The sequence below is a fragment of the Streptomyces sp. MP131-18 genome, assembly GCF_001984575.1.
In the GTDB taxonomy this organism is placed as follows: Bacteria; Actinomycetota; Actinomycetes; order Streptomycetales; family Streptomycetaceae; genus Streptomyces; species Streptomyces johnsoniae.
Genome location: NZ_LZNS01000001.1, coordinates 3,642,345 through 3,661,574 on the forward strand (window position 1 = coordinate 3,642,345; position 19,230 = coordinate 3,661,574).

13 protein-coding genes and 1 pseudogene are annotated in these 19,230 nt (G+C 74.8%); 2 read left to right on the top strand and 12 right to left on the bottom strand.

The window, feature by feature from the left end:
- Positions 1-16: 16 nt before the first annotated feature.
- From pyrE to STBA_RS16255, 8 genes and pseudogenes are all read right to left on the bottom strand, one after another.
- A complete protein-coding gene (gene pyrE, locus STBA_RS16220) occupies positions 17-559 on the bottom strand; it encodes an orotate phosphoribosyltransferase (protein ID WP_077059937.1) in 543 nt (180 codons plus the stop codon).
- An 11-nt stretch (positions 560-570) separates the two neighbouring features.
- Entirely contained in the window at positions 571-1,386 is an 816-nt protein-coding gene (locus STBA_RS16225; protein WP_077059938.1) for an aldose epimerase, read from the bottom strand.
- 64 nt (positions 1,387-1,450) lie between these two features.
- The gene (locus STBA_RS16230) at positions 1,451-2,458 is read right to left on the bottom strand and encodes a hypothetical protein (RefSeq protein WP_077059939.1); all 1,008 of its coding nucleotides are present in this window, start codon (positions 2,456-2,458) and stop codon (positions 1,451-1,453) included.
- 151 nt (positions 2,459-2,609) lie between these two features.
- Positions 2,610-3,344: pseudogene (locus STBA_RS16235) on the bottom strand (spermidine synthase); the annotation flags it as partial.
- Complete coding sequence (locus STBA_RS16240) at positions 3,341-3,913, bottom strand: DUF2617 family protein (protein ID WP_077059941.1); 573 nt, start codon at positions 3,911-3,913, stop codon at positions 3,341-3,343. The gene STBA_RS16240 and the pseudogene STBA_RS16235, both read right to left, overlap by 4 nt.
- A gap of 331 nt (positions 3,914-4,244) precedes the next feature.
- On the bottom strand, positions 4,245-5,009 hold the full coding sequence (locus STBA_RS16245) for an AfsR/SARP family transcriptional regulator (RefSeq protein ID WP_077059942.1): 765 nt from the start codon (positions 5,007-5,009) through the stop codon (positions 4,245-4,247).
- A 106-nt stretch (positions 5,010-5,115) separates the two neighbouring features.
- Complete coding sequence (locus STBA_RS16250; RefSeq protein ID WP_079251960.1) at positions 5,116-7,050, bottom strand: TOMM precursor leader peptide-binding protein; 1,935 nt, start codon at positions 7,048-7,050, stop codon at positions 5,116-5,118.
- A complete protein-coding gene (locus STBA_RS16255) occupies positions 7,047-9,053 on the bottom strand; it encodes a hypothetical protein (RefSeq protein WP_077059943.1) in 2,007 nt (668 codons plus the stop codon). Before STBA_RS16255 ends, STBA_RS16250 begins: the two co-directional genes overlap by 4 nt.
- A 395-nt stretch (positions 9,054-9,448) precedes the next feature.
- Here STBA_RS16255 and STBA_RS16260 point away from each other — a divergent pair, with 395 nt between their 5' ends.
- A complete protein-coding gene (locus tag STBA_RS16260) occupies positions 9,449-12,361 on the top strand; it encodes a BTAD domain-containing putative transcriptional regulator (protein WP_077059944.1) in 2,913 nt (970 codons plus the stop codon).
- Here the strand turns inward: STBA_RS16260 and STBA_RS16265 are convergent.
- The 4 genes from STBA_RS16265 to STBA_RS16280 all read right to left on the bottom strand — a co-directional run bounded on the left by STBA_RS16265 (position 12,334) and on the right by STBA_RS16280 (position 16,978).
- Entirely contained in the window at positions 12,334-12,657 is a 324-nt protein-coding gene (locus STBA_RS16265) for an MTH1187 family thiamine-binding protein (protein ID WP_077059945.1), read from the bottom strand. The two genes, STBA_RS16260 and STBA_RS16265, sit on opposite strands and share 28 nt — an antisense overlap.
- Complete coding sequence (locus tag STBA_RS16270) at positions 12,654-13,298, bottom strand: YbjN domain-containing protein (protein ID WP_077059946.1); 645 nt, start codon at positions 13,296-13,298, stop codon at positions 12,654-12,656. Before STBA_RS16270 ends, STBA_RS16265 begins: the two co-directional genes overlap by 4 nt.
- 110 nt (positions 13,299-13,408) lie before the next feature.
- Entirely contained in the window at positions 13,409-16,003 is a 2,595-nt protein-coding gene (clpB, locus tag STBA_RS16275) for an ATP-dependent chaperone ClpB (RefSeq protein WP_077059947.1), read from the bottom strand.
- Between the two features lie 189 nt (positions 16,004-16,192).
- On the bottom strand, positions 16,193-16,978 hold the full coding sequence (locus STBA_RS16280) for a trypsin-like peptidase domain-containing protein (protein ID WP_079251961.1): 786 nt from the start codon (positions 16,976-16,978) through the stop codon (positions 16,193-16,195).
- Between the two features lie 341 nt (positions 16,979-17,319).
- Between STBA_RS16280 and STBA_RS16285 the strand changes: the two genes are divergently transcribed.
- On the top strand, positions 17,320-19,212 hold the full coding sequence (locus STBA_RS16285; RefSeq protein ID WP_253195239.1) for a peptidoglycan recognition family protein: 1,893 nt from the start codon (positions 17,320-17,322) through the stop codon (positions 19,210-19,212).
- The last annotated feature ends 18 nt before the right edge of the window (positions 19,213-19,230 follow it).

Sequence of the window (19,230 nt, forward strand, 5' to 3'; positions counted from 1 at the left end):
CGAGCCAAGCCGCGCTTCAGGCGTCGGCGAGCCCCAGATCGTCCAGCGTGAACGCGGAACGGTAGGCGAGCCCCGTCCGCGCCACGGCCGCCGCCGCCCCGCGGTCGACGATCACCGCGACGGCCACCACCTCGGCCCCCGCCTCGCGCAGCGCCTCCACGGCCGTCAGCACGGAACTGCCGGTGGTGGAGGCGTCCTCGACCGCGAGCACACGGCGCCCGGCCACGTCGGGGCCCTCGATCCGGCGCTGGAGCCCATGGGCCTTGCCCGCCTTGCGCACCACGAACGCGTCCAGCCGCCGACCGGCCGCCGCGGCGGCATGCAGCATCGCCGTGGCCACCGGGTCCGCGCCCAGGGTGAGCCCGCCGACCGCGTCGTACTCCAGGTCCGCGGTCAGGTCCAGCATCGTCCGGCCGACCAGCGGCGCGGCCTCGCCGTCCAGGGCCACCCGGCGCAGATCGACGTACCAGTCGGCCTCCCGCCCGGAGGAGAGCACCACCCGGCCGTGCACCACGGCCTTGTCCTTGATCTGCTGCAACAGCTCGTCACGCACGCTCATGGCACCCGACCCTACGGCAGCGTCCGCCAGGTCCAGGTCGTGGAGATCTCCAGCGGTTCCAGCGGGGTGACCAGGCGCGGGTGTGTGTTGAGGCCGTTGGGTGGCCCCGACTGCGGCTCCACGCACACCGCCTCGGCCTGCTCGTCGTAGATCACCGCCCACGGGCTCCGGCTGCGGACGTTCAGCTCCAGGTGCCCCGGCCAGGTCAGGGTGACGTCCACCCCGTCCGGCATACCGAAGCAATCGTCCCAGGGGCCGGGCCCGGGCGCGGTGCGCCGGCCGGTCGGCAGGTGGTCGGCGCCCCGTTCCTCCTGCCACTCGGCGTCGAAGCCGATCTCCACGCCGGGGCCGCCGGGGCGCAGGCTGCGCAGGAACCACGGATGCCAGCCGGCCTGGGCCGGGAAGGAGTCGCCGTCGGTCTCCACGCCGAGCGTGCATGTCAGTCCGCTGCCGTCCTCGGCCAGCTCGACCAGCTGGGTGACGCGGCCGGCGTACGGCCAGGGCTCCGCCAGTTCACAGATCAGCGCCGCCGAGGTGTCATCCGCCCGGACGGTGCGCCAGGGGCGGCGGCGGACGGTGCCGTGAATGGCGTGCGGGGCGGCGTTCAGCGGCAGTTCGTGCGCCGTGGCGCCGTTCCTGAACCGCCCTTCCCTGGTCCTGCCGCACCAGGGCGCCATGATGAAGGAGCCGAACCGTTCGCCTTGGCGCAACAGCTCGGTACCGCCGACCCGCAGCGAGGAGATACGGCCGCCCTGATCGGGGCGCAGCGTCAACTCGGCGTCGGCGGCGCGGAGTCGTACTCCGCGATCGGAGTCGTGGGTGGTCACCCCATGACGATAACGATTCGATGTACGTAAATCATAATGGCGCCCTTGTGTGGGGCGCCCTGCGTCACCGGCGGCGGCGAATGGCCCGCGTCAGCACCACGGCCGTGGCCACGGCCAGCGCGGCCGCCGGGGCCGCCCAGCGCAGCGCCGCCGCGGGGCCGGGGGCGCCGCCGGGCGTGGGCTCGGGGGCGTACCGGCCGCGCGGCGGGGCGTGATCCACCTCTTCCGCGCTGCGGCCGATCATGGTGCGCCGGGCGAAGTCCGCTTCGGGCTCGTGCACCGGAAGATCCTCCTCGTCATCGAGACCCGGGTCGAGGTCACGGTCGAGACCGGAGTCGAGGTCGGCATCGAGGTCGCCGCCGTCGAACCCGCGGTCGGACCCCAGACCCGCGTCGGCGACCGCGTCGGCGTCCGGATCGCGGCCGGGGCCGGGCTCCGCCCCCAGCACGGCGTCGAAGGCGGCGTCGTGGTCGGACTCGGCGCCGGCCCCCGTCTCGTTGCCGCCCGCGCGCGCCGCACGCCCGGACCCGGCGCCGGGCTCGGGCTCCGGCTCGGGGGCGGACGGAATGCCGGGAATGACCCGCTCGTTGTCGTCCGGCTCCCCGATGCCGCCGGCCGCGGGGGCGGGCTCGTCGGCCCGCGCCAGCTCCTCGGCCAGCGCCTCGGCGAAACGATCCAGCAGGCGTCGGCCCGCCGCCTGCCGCTGACCTGCGTCGAAGGTGCCGATGCGCCCCTTCCCCTCGACGGTGCCGTGGAAGGTCAGCGCGGTGCCGGAGCCGTCCTCGACCTCGCGCGGCACGACGCTGAGCATGAGCGCCGCCTCGCCGGCGCCCCTGGCCTCGGTGCCCTGCGCCTCGACGGTGAGGCGGTCGCCCCGGGCCGTCACCGACATGGAGCCGCGGTAGGTGATGCTGGAGGAGCCGATGCGCACCCGCAGCCTGCCCTCGGGTGCGGCCGGGTCCGCGCCGGGCTCCAGATGGAGCCCGGGAACGCACCGGACCACCCGCTCGGGCGCGGCGAGCGCGCTCCGCACGGCTTCGGCGGAATAGGGCAGGAAGACCTCGTGCTCCATGGCGCGGAGCCTACCCACTGCCCGGCACATAAGGCACCGGTCGCGCCAAATGCCACCGCCCGCGCCGTGGCGCTCACGGTGGGGTCACGGCGAGGGCCGCGGCGCGGGCGTGCTGCGACTCGGGCGCCGGGCTCTCGCTGATCCGCTCGGCCGCCGCCCGCTCCAGCGGATCGACGGCCGCGGAGCAGGACACCAGGACGGCGATCACCCCCGCGTTCAGCAGCATGAGCCGGCGCCGCGCGGCGCGGGAGAGGTCTCCGCGGAACAGCCACAGGACTATGACCGCGCCGGCCAGCGCGTTGACCACGCCGGTGCACAGCGCCGCGCTGAGCTGCCCGAGCAGCGGCAGCAGCAGGAACGGGAAGGCGAGGCCGCCGAGCAGCGCGCCCACGTAGTCGGCGGCGGACAGGTCGGCCACCGCGCGGCCGGCGTCCTGCTCCCTGATGCGCTGGATCAGCGTCATCAGCAGCGGCATCTCCGCGCCGATCAGCACGCCGATGGCGAGGGAGAACGCGAGCAGCGCCGGTCTCGCCTCGCCGAACAGCAGGAAGGAGACATACAGCACGGTCGCCGAGCAGCCCCCGACCAGCGCGAGCAGCGACTCGATCAGCCCGAAGTTGAGCGCGGCGTGCTCCCGCAGGCGCTTGGCGGCCAGTGAGCCGATGCCCATGGCGAAGACCATGAGGGACAGCACGATGGAGGTGTGGGTGACGGTGTCGCCCACCAGGTAGTCGGCGAGCGCGATGAGTTCGAGTTCGTACACGAGGCCGCAGGCGGCGCAGACGAAGACGGCGACGAGGACCACGAGGCGCCCGGCGCCCGCCGATACGGGGAGCACGGCGGTCGCTGAGCGCGGGGCGGCCGCCTGCCCGGTTGTATCGATCATGAACCGAACGTTACGTCACACTTCGGGTTGGCCTTGTCACCCACAGGAGTGGACTTGGGGTGATCCGTCGCACCGCTCACCCGGGTTCTCGTCGCCACCAGACACCGCTCCTGCGGGTACGCGTGCCAGGTCCGCCAGTGGAACTGACCGCCCCTGCGCTGGACCAGAAGCGCGGTGAACGCGTTCGGATCACCGGGAAAGAGGCCCGCGAGGCCGTACGGGTGTTCGGCGACCAGGGCAAGCAACTCCTGGGCGCGGCCCGCGAACGAGCCCACGCTCAGGCTCTCCACGCGGGCCGCGAACTCGTATTCGAAGTTTCCCAGGCGCTTGGACACACCGAGCGGCAACGGGGTGTTGCTGCCCGGCATGCAGGCCACGGTTTCTGAGCAGGTGCCCTCGCGGCAGTCGAGCAGCACCTGATGGGAGGCGCCGAGCACGCGCAACTGGATGTGTGCCCCGGCAAGTTCGACGTCGAGAGTGGCGAGCGAGGGCAGCGGCTCCCGGCCGAGGGCCCAGGCCAGGTCGCCCGCTCGGGTGTCGGTGAAGGCGGTGTAGATCGTGGTGAGCATGGGTCGGCTCCCGCATGCGCGCAGTTGAGGGCGGCGCGGACCGACCCTCCGGAGACAACGGGACCACCGAATCACGTAACACGCCGCCACCACAGCGTTTTTACCCAACTTAGCCAGGTTTCCATCCCGTCGGGGACAGGGTGGTCAGGTGTTCACCCCGCACCCGCCCGCCATACGAACAGTTGAGCCAGGCCGTCCGCGAACTGCTCGTATCGTCCCCGCGGTTGATTCACACATCACACGGAACGCCGACTTCGCGCCCCCCTCCTCCACATCTCGACCGCACCCCGCCCGCCGCGGCGCGCGCCCCCGCCCCCGGACCGCCGGCGGCTCAGCAGGTGGGCAGCGGCAGATGGCTGAGGATCGCCTGCTGCATGCCCCGCAGTTGAGGCCCGGGAAACAGGCCGTGGTCCACCAGCCGCCGGTTCGCCTGCTGGTAGACGGCCAGGGCCGCGCTGCTGTCGCCCGCGCCGTGCAGCGCCCGCATCAGCAGCTGGTACGCCGCCTCATCGGTCGGGCTGCCCACCAGGTGCTGCCGCAGAACGTCCTGCGCCCTGGCGTACTGCCCGGCTTCCAGGGACAGTTCGGCGACCTGGAGCAGCGCGCGCCGCCGGTGGCCGTTCATCCGCTCCACCCAGCTCTCCAGCAGCGGACCGTGCTCGATGCCGCTGAGCGCCGGCCCGCGCCACAGGCCGAGGGCGCCCTCCAGCAGCTCCCGGCGCTGCCGCGGGCAGGCCGTCACCTCGGCCCGGTCGACGAGCCCGCGGAACTCCTCGGCGTCCACGCGCGCTTGCGGCAGGGCCAGTTCGTAGGCGCCGAGCCCGGTCCGCACCGCGGCGGCCCCGACCTCGCGGCGCAGCAGCCCGATGTAGCCGCGGATATTGGCGACCGCGGAGTCTGGCGGCCGGCCCCGCCACAGTTCCGCGCCGATCCGTTCCAGCGTGACGGGCCCCTCCGCGACGAGCAGGAGCGCGAGCAGCGCCCGGGGCTTGGGCCACATGGGCCGCGGCAGGGCGCCTTCCCTGATGAAGGTGAAGGGCCCGAGCAGCCGGAATGCGTGCGCCCTGGTGCCGGGGAGCGCAGTGGGCGTGGACACCTGAATCCCCCGTTCCGAAGTCTCCGAACATGCAACGGGGTTCAGCCTGCCGCCCGCGGCTGAGCGAAAGCTTGACGGAAGCTGACCGCCGCCGTTCAGCGCGGATTCAGGCGCCGGGCGCGCTCCCCCGGCCGCCGAACGGGTGCGGGTGCGGGTTCACGTCCGCGGGCGGCAGCGGGCTGGTGCGGTGCCCGAGCCGCACCGGCACCTCGGCGAGGCGCGGCAGCCGGTCCATGCGCCGGCGCGCGTGCCCGTAGGTCAGCGGCACCGTACCGGGCACCAGCACGTTCACGCAGGCCAGGCCGCCCGCGGCGTGCTCAGCCGCGGTCTGGTCGACCACCACGACGTCCATACCGCCCGCGGTGTAGCGGCCGACGGCCTCGAGCAGGTGGCCGAGCAGGTCGTCCCCGGCGAACCCACCGCGCTCCGCGCCGATGTCGACCGGCTTGCGGCTGGGCGCCGCGCTGGTGAGGAAGCGCAGCCTGGCCGCGGCGCCCGGGTCGCCGTACAGCAGCGCGTGCTGTTCGGCCGTCCGCACCAGCTCGGGCGCCTCGGCCATGCGGCGGGCCAGCTCCGCCGCGCCCGCCTCCGCGTAGCCGTCGAGCAGGGCGGCGAGTGCCGGGCCGAGGTCGTGCAGCGCGCGGCGGATCGCCTTCTCCGGGTCGGGGTGGGCGCCCCCGGCGCACGCCACGGCGGGCCCGCCGTTCCCCGCGGGGTTCTCGGCCAGCGCCCACACGCAGGGGATGCCCTGCTCCGCCGAGACGTCGAACGCCCGGACGCGGTAGCCCGTTTCGGCGCGAACGGTGGCGGCGAGCAGCGGAACGGCGCGGTCGGCCGCCGCCGCCAGGTCTATCTCGGCGGCGGCGAGCCTGGCGTACCACGTCATCAGCAGCGCGTCCCGCCGGGCGACCTGGAGCAGGCCGTGGAGGATCGCCTCCTCCAGGCTGCCGCCCACCGCGCTGCCGCCGGGCCCCTCGGCCTGCCCGCCCGCGGCCGGGTCGCGGTAGGCCAGGGACTGCGGCACCAGCACGCTCTCGCGCCTGGCGAACGACCAGCCCCACACCCAGGCGAGCGGGCGGTCCTGACACGGCTCCGGCGCGAACGGGTCGGCGGCGCGCGGGTCGAGGGCCCGGTCGCCCAGCTCCCGGAAGGTGGCCGTGACGGCGGCGGACCGCCCGCCGGGCGCGTTCCCGTACCGTTCGACGGCGCCGAGCAGGGCCGACAGCCGGCTGGTGCGGGCCGTCGGCGCGTGACCGCGGCCCGCGGTCACGCGGCCGGTGCGGAAGCCGACCGGGGCGGACGTCACGACCAGGCCGCCGACCCGGTGGCCGTCGAGGGAGGCGATGAGGCCGACCTGGTCGTCGACGTAGGCGTCGGTCAGCTCGCACAGGGCGTCGCGCAGCGGCCGGGCGCGGAAGCGGCCAGGACGGTGGGCCGACCGGGCCGTGAGGGCGGGGACGGCGCCTTCCGCGGTGTCCGCGGGCACGTCGCCGCACACCTCGCACAGCGGCTCGGGCAGGAAGGGGTGCCGGGTGACGGACAGATCGTCCAGCGCGACGCGCAGCAGCGCCTTGCGGGTGCGGGGCGCGCCCGGCTCGGCGCCCGACAGGCGTTCCGCCTCCTCGGCGACGAGCCCGGCGACGAGCCCGGCCGCGGTGCCCGTCAGCCACGAGGGGGCGGTGGCCGCGAGCGCGCGGCCGTGCCGCCGCCGGACGGCGTCGCGTTCGTCCTGGTCCGGGCGGATGCGGCGGGCGCGGGCCGTGGCGCAGTCGGCGCAGCCGGTGCCGCCGGGGACTTCGAGCGGGCCTACGACGGCGTGGCTCAGCTCGGTGCGCACCGGCAGCCAGCCGATGCCGTGGTCGGCGGCGGTGCGCCGCGCCGTGTCGTGCAGGGCCGTGTCCCAGCCCTCGTGCACGGCCACGAGCAGCGTGCGCGGCCCCGCGGTGCCGCCGCTTCTGGCGAGGACGGCGTCGTACAGCGCGCCGCCGGAGCCGAGCACACAGATTCTGGCGCGGGTGGGCATGGCCTCGGGGCTGGTCACAGCACCACCACGTGAACGAGATAGGGCATCAGTTCCGCGACCGCGGGGTCGTGGTCGAGCGGCACCGCGACCGCGGTGTGGCCGAGGGCGTCGAGCCGCGCCGCCACCGCGGCGACGTCGAGCGGCGGGTTGACGGCCGGGGTGTGCGCGTCCCGCGAGCGCAGCGCGTGGGGCAGCCCAGGCACGACGGGGAACGGCGCGTATCCGGTCTGGAGGTGGGCGCGCGCCTGCACGCCGAGCAGCACCTGGCGCAGCCCGTCGGTCAGGGCGGCGGCGGCGGTGAGCCCGGCGGCGCAGGCGACGGTGACGGGCCCGCGGCAGAACGCGTAGGTGGGCACGCCGAGTTGCCCGGTGACGTCGTAGGTCTCCGGCAGTTCGTCCAGCTCGGCGAGGATGTCCCGGCAGCGGGCGCCCTCCCGGCCGAGCGGCGCCTCGTCGAGCGGCACACGCGGGTAGGGCCGCGTGGTCTCCCGCATCCGTACCAGTGTCAGCAGGCGGCAGTGCGCGAGGAGTCCCGCGGTGACGGCCTCCTGCCAGTCCTGGCCGCCGACGACGGGCGAGAACGGGTCGTCCGAGGGGCGCCAGGGCCGCAGCCCGGGGAACGCGTCCGCCACCGGTACGCGGTGGACGCGGCCCGGGTCGGCCAGTTCGTAGCCGAGCACCGCGGGCCCCTGCGGCTCGTCGGGCCCCGCGGCGCCGGCCCCGTGCTCCCCGTTGCCGCCGTCGGCGTGCCCCGGCAGTCTCCGCGCGTCGAACTGGCCTGCGGCGTACCGGGCCAGGGCGGAAAGCGCGGCCTGGTGGCGGGCCTGGAGTTCGCCGAAGCCGAAGCCGATGGCGCTCAGTTGCGGGCGCCGCGTCACCACGGCGCGGGCGACGTGCAGCGGGGACTGCGCCCAGTCGGTGTCGACGAAGCGGAAGATGCCGAGCCGGTCGTCGGCACAGCTCGCGGCCCGCTGCGCGAACGCCTGCCCGCTCAGCCGCGGGCCGCGGCGCAGCGCGCGGATGCGTTCGGCGAAGCGGGGCCGGTCGGGCGCCGGGGCGGGCAGCGCGACGGGGTGCGGCAGGAACGGCCGGCGCCGCCCGGCGAGCGTGGCGAGGTCGATGGTGATCAACTCGCTCCGGTCCGGGGCCGGTTCGGCGCCGGTGACGACGTGGAACACGCTCTGGACGAGGCGGGCGGCCACGGCGAGACGGGCGGCGGGTCCAGGGGCGGCGGTCACCGTCTCGGCGGGCGCGGCGAGCCGGGGCAGCGCGGCGGCCCAGCGGCCGGGCGCGCCGCCGGTTCCCGTCCAGCGCTGGAGGGGGATCAGCCACGCCTCGGGCCCGCGCACGACGGCCTGGGCGAGCGGCACCCCGGTGCGCGCGGCGCACCGTTCGACCAGCAGGGCGCGGTCGGCGGGGCGGCTGGTGACGTGCAGCACCAGGTCGGCGCGGTCGAGCAGCGCCGTCATCGCCTCGGCGTCGCGCGGCTCGGGATGCCGTTCCCACGTCAGCCGCTGGCCCGAGTCCCGCGGCCGCGGCCGCGGCCCGCCCCCGTCGTCGAACGCGACGACGCGCACGGTGCGCAGGCCGGAGGCGACGGCGGCGCCCGCGACGGCCTCGAGCAGCGGCCCCTCGCCGGCGACCAGCGTGCGCTGGGCGCGGTGGCGGACGAACGCGGCGGTGGCGTCGTCCTCGGTGAACCCGGTGATGTGCGCGATCTCCTGGGCGTACTCCTCGGCCTCGGCCGCGGTCAGCTCCGCGTGCCGCGTGGGCGCGGCGTCGCGCACGACGCCGGCGGCGCGCAGCCGCCGCAGCATCCGTTCGACGAACTCCTGCTGGTCGGGCGGCAGTCCTTCGGTCAGCTCCGCGACGGTCCTGCTGCCGTCGAGGCTCGGAAGCAAACGGTCGAGCCAGGGGCCCACGGCCTCGCCCGCGAGCCGGACGGCTCCCCTCGGGGTGAGCAGGTACGCGCCGTCGCCGGTGGCGGCGTGGTAGACGTCGTGTCGCACGATCGGCTTCATGACGGGGCTCCCTCGTCCCACGCGGCCTTCGCAGTGGTGTGCATCATCTGACAGAGAACTCCAACGTCCTTGAGTACCGCTCTGGTCCCGACGGACGACGCTGCCCTACGGACGCCCGGGCGACACCCCCCTTTTTCAAGATCCGTCACGTGCGGCGTGATCTGCGTACTGCCTGCACGAGATCGACTCCTTCTGGCCGAGCGGCGAAGAAACCCGACCGCAAGCATCGGCGAACAGGCTTGTCGGATACCTTGACAGGTTCTGAAACGGCGCTTCAGCCACCCCCGCGCCGTTGCTTCCGCACGCGCGTCCCCGACGGTATACAGCCGGGAACCTCCCGGGGGATGCGCGCGCCGGCACGCCGGAACGCGCCGAGGGATGGGGACGGATGACGCATGGTTGAGATAAGGCTGCTCGGCTCCGTGGAGCTCAGGGCGGCGAACGGCGCCCGGCTGGACCCGGGCCCTCCGCAGCAGCGGTGCGTACTGGCCGTACTGGCCATGTCGCCCGGCCGGGCGGTGACCGCTGAGACCCTGATCGACCGGGTCTGGCCGCGCCAGCCGCCGGAAAACGTCCGCGACGTGCTCTACACCTACATATCCCGGCTCCGCCGGGTGCTGCGGCGCCTGGGGGACGGCGCCGGGAGCCCCGTGCTGCGCCGGGGGGACGGGGGATACCTGCTCGACGTTCCGCAGGACGCCGTCGACCTGCACCGGGCGCGCCGCCTGGCCGCGCAGGCCGCGCACGTCACGGGCGACCAGGGCGGCACGGCCGGCGCGGGCGGCGCGGACGCCGAACGCGCCGCCGAACTGCTGGCCGAAGCCGCCGCGTTATGGCGCGGTACACCGCTGTCCGGGCTGCGCGGTGAGTGGGCGGAGGGCGTCAGGGGCGGCCTCGAACGCGAGCTGGTCACCCTGCTCACGGACCGGTTCGCGCAGGAACTGCGGCTCGCCCGGCACGCCGACGTGGTGCCCGCCCTGTCGGCGGCCGTGCTCGACCACCCGCTGGCGGAGCCGCTCGCGGAACAGCTGATGCTGGCGCTGTACCGCTCCGGGCGGCAGGCGGACGCCCTCGCCGCCTACACCAGGACCAGACAGCGGCTCGCCGCCGAGCTGGGCGCGGAGCCGGGCGCCGCGCTGCGGCGGCTGCACCAGCGCATCCTGCGCCGCGACCCCGGTCTCGGGGCCCGGGCGGCGGCCACGGACGCGCGGCCCAGTCAACTCCCGCCGGACGTCACGTCGTTCACCGGCCGCGCGGCGGAGATCCGCGAGCTCGACGGGCTGCTCCCGCGCGAGGGCGAGGGCGGCAGGAGCGCCGCGGTGATCGTCACCGTCAACGGCAGCGCGGGCATCGGCAAGACGACGCTCGCGGTCCACTGGGCCCACCGCGTCGCCGCGCACTTCCCGGACGGCCGGCTCTACGTCGACCTGCGGGGGCTCGGCGCGACCGGGGAGCCGCTCGACGCCTCGGACGCGCTGCGCGGCATCCTCTCCGCGCTCCGGGTGCCGCCGCAGCGCGTCCCGGCCGATCTGGACAGCCAGGCCGCGCTCTACCGCAGCCTGCTGGCGGGGAAGCGGATGCTCGTCGTGCTGGACAACGCCAGGGACACCGCGCAGTGCCGCCCGCTGCTGCCCGGATCGCCCGGCAGCCTGGCCGTCGTCACGAGCCGCAACCGGCTGCTCGGCCTGGTCGCCTCGCTCGGCGCGCGGGCGGTCAACCTGGACCTGTTCACCCGGGACGAGGCGTGGCAGATGCTCGCCGACCGGCTCGGCCCGCGGCGGCTCGCCGCCGACGCGCGGGCCGTGGACGGCATCATCGACACGTGTGCGCGGCTGCCGCTCGCCCTGGCCGTGGTCGCGGCGCAGGCCGCCGCCGCCCCCGAGCGCCCGCTCGCCGAACTGGCCGACGGCCTCCGCGGTCCCGAGCCCCTGAACGCACTCGCGGGGGAGGCGGGGGAAGCGGCCGAGGAGGCCGGGGCGGCCGGGGCGGCCACGGACATCAGGGCGCTGTTCTCCTGGTCCTACCGGGCGCTGAGCCCGGCAGCGGCCCGCCTGTTCCGGCTCGGCGGGCTGCATCCGGGCCCCGACCTGACGCCGGTCTCGGCCGCCGCGCTGACCGGGCTCCCGCCGCGTTCCGCGCGGGCACAGCTGGCCGAGCTGAGCCGCGCGCAGCTGCTGACCGAACGCGAACCGGGCCGGTACGCCATGCACGACCTGCTGCGGGCCTACGCGCGCGAGCTGACGGCGGCCACCGACGACGCGGCGGAACGGCGCGCCGCGACGCGGCGGGTGCTGGACTACTACCTGCACTCGGCGCACCGCGCCCACCAGCAGCTCGGCCCCTCCTGGCGGCAGCCCACCGACCTCGGCACACCGCGGGACGGCATCGCCGTCGAGACGTTCGCGGACGAGGCCGCGGCGGTGGCCTGGTTCACTGCGGAACGGGCCTGCCTGCTGGACGCGTTCGAAGGGGCGGCGGCCGAGGAGTTCGACACGCTGGTCTGCGCGCTGGCGTGGGTCCTGACCGGCCTCCTCGACCGGCAAGGCCACTGGCACGACCTGGCCCGCGTCCAGGACACCGCCTTCGACGCGTCCCTGCGCCTGGGCGAACTCGGCGAGCAGGCCCGCGCGTTGAACAACAAGGCGCGGCTGAGCACCAGGTTCCTGCACTACGACGAGGCGCTGAGCCTGCTGCGGGACGCCCTTGACCTGCTGGAGGCGATCGACGACCGGCAGGGGCAGGCGGAGACGCATCAGCATCTCGGCTTCGTGCTGGAGAACCGCGGACGGCTGCCCGAGGCGCTCGGCCACGAGCGCCGCGCGCTCGCGCTGTACCGCGCGGCGGGCAACAGGCCGGACGAGGCACGTTCGCTGAACGTCGTCGGCTGGCTGCTGGCCCGCCTGGGCGAGCACCGGGAGGCGCTGGACTACTGCCGCCAGGCGCTCCGGCTCCAGCAGGAGGGGGACGACGCGCTCGGCCTCGCCGCGACGCTGGACTCCCTCGGCTACGTCCAGCACCACCTCGGCGCGTGGCCGGACGCCCTGCGCGCCTACGAGCGGGCCCTGTCCCTGCTGCGCGGCCCCGGGCTCGGGGACCGTTCCCTTGAGGCCGCGCTGCTCCAGCGGCTCGGCGACACGCACCGCGCGCTCGGGAACGACGCGGCGGCGGGCGAGGCGTGGACCGACGCGCTCCGCATCATGGAGGAGCTCGGCAGCCCGGACGTGGCGGAGGTGCTGACCCGGCTGCGCGATCTGGGCGTGGGCCCCGAACGGCTGCGGGCCTACCCCTCCTCGCGGCCGCCGGGCTGATCGGGCGCGGCAAGCAGCTGTTCGACCCGCTCGACCTTGCCGGTGAGGCCGTCGGTGACACCGCTGCGCAGGTCGGCCTTCAGCACGAGGCTGACCCGGCCCGCGCGGGCGGTGACGGCCTCCACGGCCTGCTTCACCACGGCCATCACCTCGTCCCACTCGCCCTCGACACTGGTGAACATCGCGTCGGTCCGGTTGGGCAGCCCGCTCTCCCGGACCACGCGGACCGCCTCGGCGACCTCGGCCCCGACGTTCTCACCGGTGCCGATGGGCGTCACGGAGAACGCGACGATCACGGCGCGGTCCCCGTGCCCTCGCCCGTGGGGCCTCCGGCGGTCCCGGCGTCCCCCGAGTCCCCGGAAGCCGCGGGGTCCCCGGCGCCCTCGGCGTTCCTGGCGTCCTCCGTGGGCTCGTCGTCCTCGTCCTTGGCCAGCCCGAACCGGTCGACGAGCCACTTGTCGAACTCGCCCGCGGCCCGCACCCAGCTGACCACGCTGGCCACGAAGTGGTCGAAGCCGACCCCGGCCCCCAGCAGCAGCTGGAAGTCGCCGACGAGCCGGACCGTGCCGTCGTCGCTGGTGTGCGTGTAGACCTTGGGCCAGAGCGTCGAGTGGTTCCACTCGTCGATGGCCTGGAGCAGCCGCGGCTTGTCGTCGACGGTGTGCTGCCGGTCGTAGAAGGTGCGCACCGTCAGCACCCGCTGCCGCTCCTCGCCGCGGAACATGAAGTACACGCGGTAGTGCTTCCACGGCGCGAGCAGATCACCCGACTTATCCACGGTGTGCTTCAGCTTCATACGGTCCAGCAGCTGCTTGACCAGCTCCTGGTTCGGCATGATCGGCCCTGTGGGCCTGCCCGCCTGCTGCGGCTGGCCCTGCTTGTCCGGCTTGCCCGGCTTACCCCCGAAATTCGGGATGGCGGACGGATCGACAGACACAGGTGAGTCCCTTCGTGCGGATGGGGAAGCCTCCCCATCCTCTCCCACACCCGCCCCGGTCTGGCAACCGCGGGAACGGCGCCGTCCGGGGCGGGGGCGGGCGCGGGCCGCTACTCCCGGCCGTCCGCCGTTATCACCAGGCCGCCGTCCAGGGCCGCGTCCACGCGGACCGTATCGCCGTCCCTGACCTCGCCGGCCAGGATCTTCCTGGCCAGCGGGTCCCCGATCGCGGTCTGCACCAGCCGCCGCAGCGGCCGGGCGCCGTAGGCCGGGTCGTTCCCCTCGTCGGACAGCCAGCGCAGCGCCGGCTCGGTGACCTCCAGGGCCAGCCGCCGGTCCGCGAGCCGCCGCTGGAGCGCGTCGGTCTGGAGCCGCGCGATGCGGCTCAGCTCCGGGCCGGTGAGCGCGGAGAACACCACCAGGTCGTCGAGCCGGTTGAGGAATTCGGGCCGGAACGCGGTCCGCACCGCCGCCAGCACCTCCTCGCGCTGCTGCTCCGGCTTGGTCAGCGGGTCGATCAGGTGCTGGCTGCCGAGGTTGGAGGTGAGGACGAGGATGGTGTTGCGGAAGTCGACCGTGCGGCCCTGCCCGTCGGTCAGCCGCCCGTCGTCGAGCACCTGGAGCAGGATGTCGAAGACCTCGTGGTGCGCCTTCTCCACCTCGTCCAGCAGCACCACCGTGTACGGGCGGCGCCGCACGGCCTCGGTGAGCTGGCCGCCCTCCTCGTAGCCGACGTAGCCGGGGGGCGCGCCGACCAGCCTCGCCACCGAATGCTTCTCGCTGTACTCGCTCATGTCGATGCGGACCATCGCCCGCTCGTCGTCGAAGAGGAAGTCCGCGAGCGCCTTGGCCAGCTCGGTCTTGCCGACGCCGGTCGGGCCGAGGAAGAGGAACGAGCCGGTGGGCCGGTCCGGGTCGGCGACGCCGGCCCGGCTGCGGCGCACCGCGTCCGAGACCGCCCGCACGGCCTCGTGCTGGCCGATCAGCCGGCGGCCGAGCTGCTCCTCCATGCGCAGCAGCTTCTCCGTCTCGCCCTCCAGCAGCCGCCCGGCGGGGATTCCGGTCCAGGCGGACACCACGTCGGCGATGTCGTCCGGGCCGACCTCCTCCTTGACCATCGTGTCCCGCTTGGCCTCCCGCTCGGCCTCCGAGGCGGCGGCCAGCTCCCGTTCGAGCGCGGGGATCTCCCCGTACAGCAGCTTGGAGGCGGCCTCGAAGTCGCCGTCGCGCTGCGCGCGCTCGGCCAGGCCCCTGGACTCGTCCAGGCGCTCCTTCAGCTCGCCCACCCGGTTGAGCCCCTGCTTCTCCTTCTCCCAGCGGGCGGTCAGGCCGCGCAGGTCCTCCTCGCGGTCGGCCAGCTCGCGCCGCAGCCGGGCCAGCCGCTCCTGGGAGGAGGCGTCCGACTCGTTGGCCAGGGCCAGCTCCTCCATCTTCAGCCGGTCGACCGAACGCTGGAGCTCGTCGATCTCCACCGGCGAGGAGTCGATCTCCATGCGCAGCCGGGACGCCGCCTCGTCGACCAGGTCGATGGCCTTGTCGGGCAGGAACCTGGAGGTGATGTAACGGTCGGACAGCGCCGCGGCGGCGACCAGCGCGCCGTCCGCGATCTGCACCTTGTGGTGCGCCTCGTACCGCCCCTTCAGGCCGCGCAGGATGGCGATGGAGTCCTCCACGCCCGGCTCGGCGACCAGCACCTGCTGGAAGCGGCGCTCCAGCGCGGCGTCCTTCTCGATCCGCTCCCGGTACTCGTCCAGCGTCGTGGCGCCGACCATGCGCAGCTCGCCGCGCGCCAGCATCGGCTTCAGCATGTTGCCCGCGTCCATGGCGGAGTCGCTGCCCGCGCCCGCGCCGACGACCGTGTGCAGCTCGTCGATGAACGTGACGATCTGCCCGTGGCTGTCCTTGATCTCGCCGAGCACGGCCTTCAGCCGCTCCTCGAACTCGCCGCGGTACTTCGCGCCCGCCACCATCGCGCCCAGGTCGAGGGCGACCAGCCGCTTGTTCTTCAAGGACTCGGGGACGTCGCCCTTGACCATCCGCTGCGCGAGCCCCTCGACGACGGCGGTCTTGCCGACGCCGGGCTCGCCGATGAGCACCGGGTTGTTCTTGGTGCGGCGGGAGAGCACCTGGACGACGCGGCGGATCTCGTGGTCCCTGCCGATGACCGGGTCAAGACGGCCCTCGCGGGCCGCGGCCGTGAAGTCGGTGCCGAACCGTTCCAGCGCCTTGTAGGTGCCCTCCGGGTCGGCCGTCGTGACGCGCTGGCCGCCGCGGCTGGCCTCGAAGGCGTCGAGCAGCTTGCGGTCGGCCGCGCCCTGGGCGGCCAGCAGCTCGGCGGTCTGCCCGCCCTTGGCGGCCAGGCCGATCAGCAGGTGCTCGGTGGAGACGTAGGAGTCGCCCAGCTCCTTGGCGCGCTGCGCGGCGTCGGCGACGACGGCCAGCAGCTCCCGGTTGGGCTGGGGCTTGGCCACGGACGCGCCCTGCACGCTGGGCAGCCCGGTCAGCAGGCGCTCGGCACCGGAGCGCAGGGCCGCCTGGTCGGCGTCGACGGCGACGAGCAGGTCCTGGATGTTCTCGTTGTCCTGGCCGGTCAGCAGGGCGAGCAGCAGATGCGCCGGGGTGATGTCCGGATGCCCGCCGGTCAGCGCGCGGTCGTTGGCCGCGCTGATCGCGTCCCGGCTCCTGTTGGTCAGCTCGGCGTTCACTTCAGCGGTACTCCTCCGTAGGTCCCGTGTGCGTGCGCATGCATGAGTCTGCCAGACGCAACGTGCGATAAGTTGAGTCTATTCCACTCAAGCCGGTTTCGGGGCCGCACCGGGCACGGAAGACGGCGGAGCGGCGGGACCGCGGCGCCTCGGCCGCTCGGCCGCTCGGCCGCTCGGCCGTTCAGCCACTCAGCCGCCGCCCGCCGCGGCGAACAGGCTCCGCGCCCCCTCCGGATACGGACGGCCCACGACGTGACCCTGCCCGCTGCCCACCGACATCACGGCCACGAGCGTGCCGGACCCGGTCGCCGGGTCGTAGTCCGTGAGCCACGGGCCGCCGCTCGACCCCGCGGTCAGGTCGCAGCCGGACAGCAGCAGTCCCCCCAGATTCGGCTCCTCGGCCTCGCCCGCGGTCAGCACGTCCGTCTCGCCCGCGCAGTAGTGCAGCGTCTCCCCGTCGTAGGGCTCGACCGCCGGATAGCCGAGGACGGCCACCCGACCGCCCTCGGCCACCGGCTCGAACGCGAGGCGGTTCGCGCCGTGCACCTCCTGGACGGTGCGCCCGTCCCGGCGCCCGAGCGTGAGGAACGCGTAGTCGTGCGGCAGGATCGCCGAGGTCTCGCGCGTCACGTCCCAGCCCTCGGGCGTGTGGAAGCCGGTGACGAGCCAGCCGTCCTCGCGGTAGGTGTCGCGGCCGTGGTGGTAGCCGGGCACGAACCACACCTCCTTCGGAGGCTCGGGACCGGCCGCGGTGCGCACGCAGTGCGCGGCCGTCGCGACGACGCTGCCGTTCGGCGCGTCGACGACGGCCCCCGAGCAGAGACCGAGCCGCCCGCCGCCCGCGTCCCACATCAGCTTGCCGACCGTGCCGACGGGCCCCTCGGCCCACGGCTGCGCGGCGGCGGCCGGGCGGGCACCGAACGCGAGCAGCACGGCGGCGAGCGCCACGGGTATCGGGGAACGCGCAATTCTCATGAGCCCACCCTGTGTTCACGGAACGGACATGTCCAGCTACCGTCCGCCGATCGAGTGGGGTCGCGGCCGGGGTTGACGACGGCCCCGCGGCGTAAAGTCCCGGCAAAACCCGGGGACTTCAGCGGTGTGGACCAGTGCCGCACCGCAGGCGGCGACGGGGCGCGCGCGAAAGCCGCGTCCGGGCTTCCTCCCGCGCATTGACGCCGCCGTCCGCGGCCATCAACATGATCATGCCCATGGCGACCCAGCCGTGCCCCGGGAGGCCCGCCTTGCGACGCACCCGTCCCCCCGTCCGCCGTTCCGCCGTGGCCGCCGCCACCGCGCTGGCCGCCGCCCTGCCGCTGCTGACCACGGCGGGACCGGCCGGCGCCGACTCCGACGCCACGGGCCTGGCCCGCGCGTTCGCCGACGCGGCGGAACGTCACGGCGTGCCCGAGAGCGTGCTGCTCGGCGTCTCCTACCTCACCTCCCGGTGGGACGGCCACGACGGCGCGCCCAGCGTCTCCGGCGGCTACGGGCCGATGCACCTCACCGACGCGGCCACGGCCCTCGCCGCATCCGAGCCGACCGGCGGGCACCACGCGCACGGCACCGAGGACGCGCGCGGCGACACCTCGCGGCCGCTCCCGCCGCCGTCCCCAGGACCGCGGGACGCCCCCGACACCCGGGCCGTCCCGGCGGACCTCCGCACCCTGGCCGAGGCGGCCGAGCTGACCGGCCTCGACCCCGCGGAGCTGCGGACCGGCAATGCGGCGAACGTCACCGGCGGCGCCGCGCTGCTGGCCGCCGCGCAGCGCGACCTCGGCCACCCCGCGAGCGGCGACCCCGCCGACTGGTACGGCGCGGTCGCGGCCTACGCGGGCGCGGGCACCCGCGAGGCCGCGGAGTTCTTCGCGGACGAGGTGTACGCCGTCATCAACGAGGGCGCCTCCCGCGTCACCGACTCCGGCGACCGCGTCACGCTCCCGCCGCGCGCCGTCGTCCCCGACACCCGCACCGCCGACGCGCTCGGCCTGCCCGCCGCCCCGCGCGACCCGCGCGTCGAGTGCCCGCGTTCCGTCTCCTGCGCGTGGCTGCCCGCCCCCTACGAGGAGCTGGCCGGCGGCGGCTACGGCAACCATGACCAGGCGCGGCGGCCCGCCTCGCAGTCCGTCGACTACATCGTCATCCACGACACCGAGGCCACCTGGGAGACCACCCTCGACCTCGTGCAGGACCCCGAGTACGTCTCCTGGCACTACAGCCTGCGCTCCCGGGACGGGCACATCGCGCAGCACGTCGCGGGCGAGGACGTCGGCTGGCACGCAGGCAACTGGTACGTCAACGCCAAGTCCATCGGACTGGAGCACGAGGGCTTCCTGACCGACCCCGACGCCTGGTACACGGAGGCGATGTACCGCACCTCCGCGCGCCTGGTCCGCCACCTGGCGCGGGAGTACGACATCCCGCTGGACCGCCACCACATCCTCGGCCACGACAACGTCCAGGGCCCGACCGACGCGAGCGTGCCCGGCATGCACACCGACCCGGGGCCCTACTGGGACTGGTCGCACTACTTCGACCTGCTGGGCGCCCCGTTCCGCGCCACCGCGGGCCCGCGCGGCGGCCTGGTGACCATCGCGCCGGACTACGAGACGCACACCCCGGCGTACGAGGACTGCGAGGGCGCCGGCTCCCCCTGCGCGCCGCACGGTTCGGCCGCCGTCCGCCTGCACACCGCGCCCGCGCACGACGCGCCTCTGGTCCGAGACCCCGGCACGCACCCCGGCGACGGCGAGTCCTCCACCGGCGTGAACGACGTGGGCGCCCGCGCCTCCGCGGGCCAGCAGTTCGCCGTCGCCGAACGCCGCGGCGCGTGGACGGCGATCTGGTACCTCGGGCAGAAGGCGTGGTTCCACAACCCGGCGGACGCGCCGACCGCGGTGAACGCCCGCGGCTGGGTGGTCACCGGCAAGGACGGCGCCGCGACCATCCCGGTCTACGGCCGCGCCTACCCGGAGGCCGGCGCCTACCCGGCGGACGTCCCGGTACAGCCGGTCGTGCCGCTGTCGTACGAGATACCGGCCGACCAGGAGTACGCGGTCGGCCTGCGCACGGACAGCGAGTACTACCGGGCCGTCACGTTCGACCCGGTCGGACACCAAGTCGTGCGCGGCGAGGAGTACTTCCAGATCCAGCTCGGCCACCGCATCGCCTGGGTACGCGCCGACGACGTCGAACTGCGCCGCTCCTGACGCCAGGTCGATCCTTGA

Excerpts from the sequence above, each read along its gene's own strand:
- STBA_RS16260 (WP_077059944.1), top strand. The coding sequence starts at position 9,449 with ATGGTTGAGATAAGGCTGCTCGGCTCCGTGGAGCTCAGGGCGGCGAAC.
- STBA_RS16255 (WP_077059943.1), bottom strand. The coding sequence starts at position 9,053 with ATGAAGCCGATCGTGCGACACGACGTCTACCACGCCGCCACCGGCGAC.
- STBA_RS16230 (WP_077059939.1), bottom strand. The coding sequence starts at position 2,458 with ATGGAGCACGAGGTCTTCCTGCCCTATTCCGCCGAAGCCGTGCGGAGC.
- STBA_RS16240 (WP_077059941.1), bottom strand. The coding sequence starts at position 3,913 with ATGCTCACCACGATCTACACCGCCTTCACCGACACCCGAGCGGGCGAC.
- pyrE (WP_077059937.1), bottom strand. The coding sequence starts at position 559 with ATGAGCGTGCGTGACGAGCTGTTGCAGCAGATCAAGGACAAGGCCGTG.
- STBA_RS16280 (WP_079251961.1), bottom strand. The coding sequence starts at position 16,978 with ATGAGAATTGCGCGTTCCCCGATACCCGTGGCGCTCGCCGCCGTGCTG.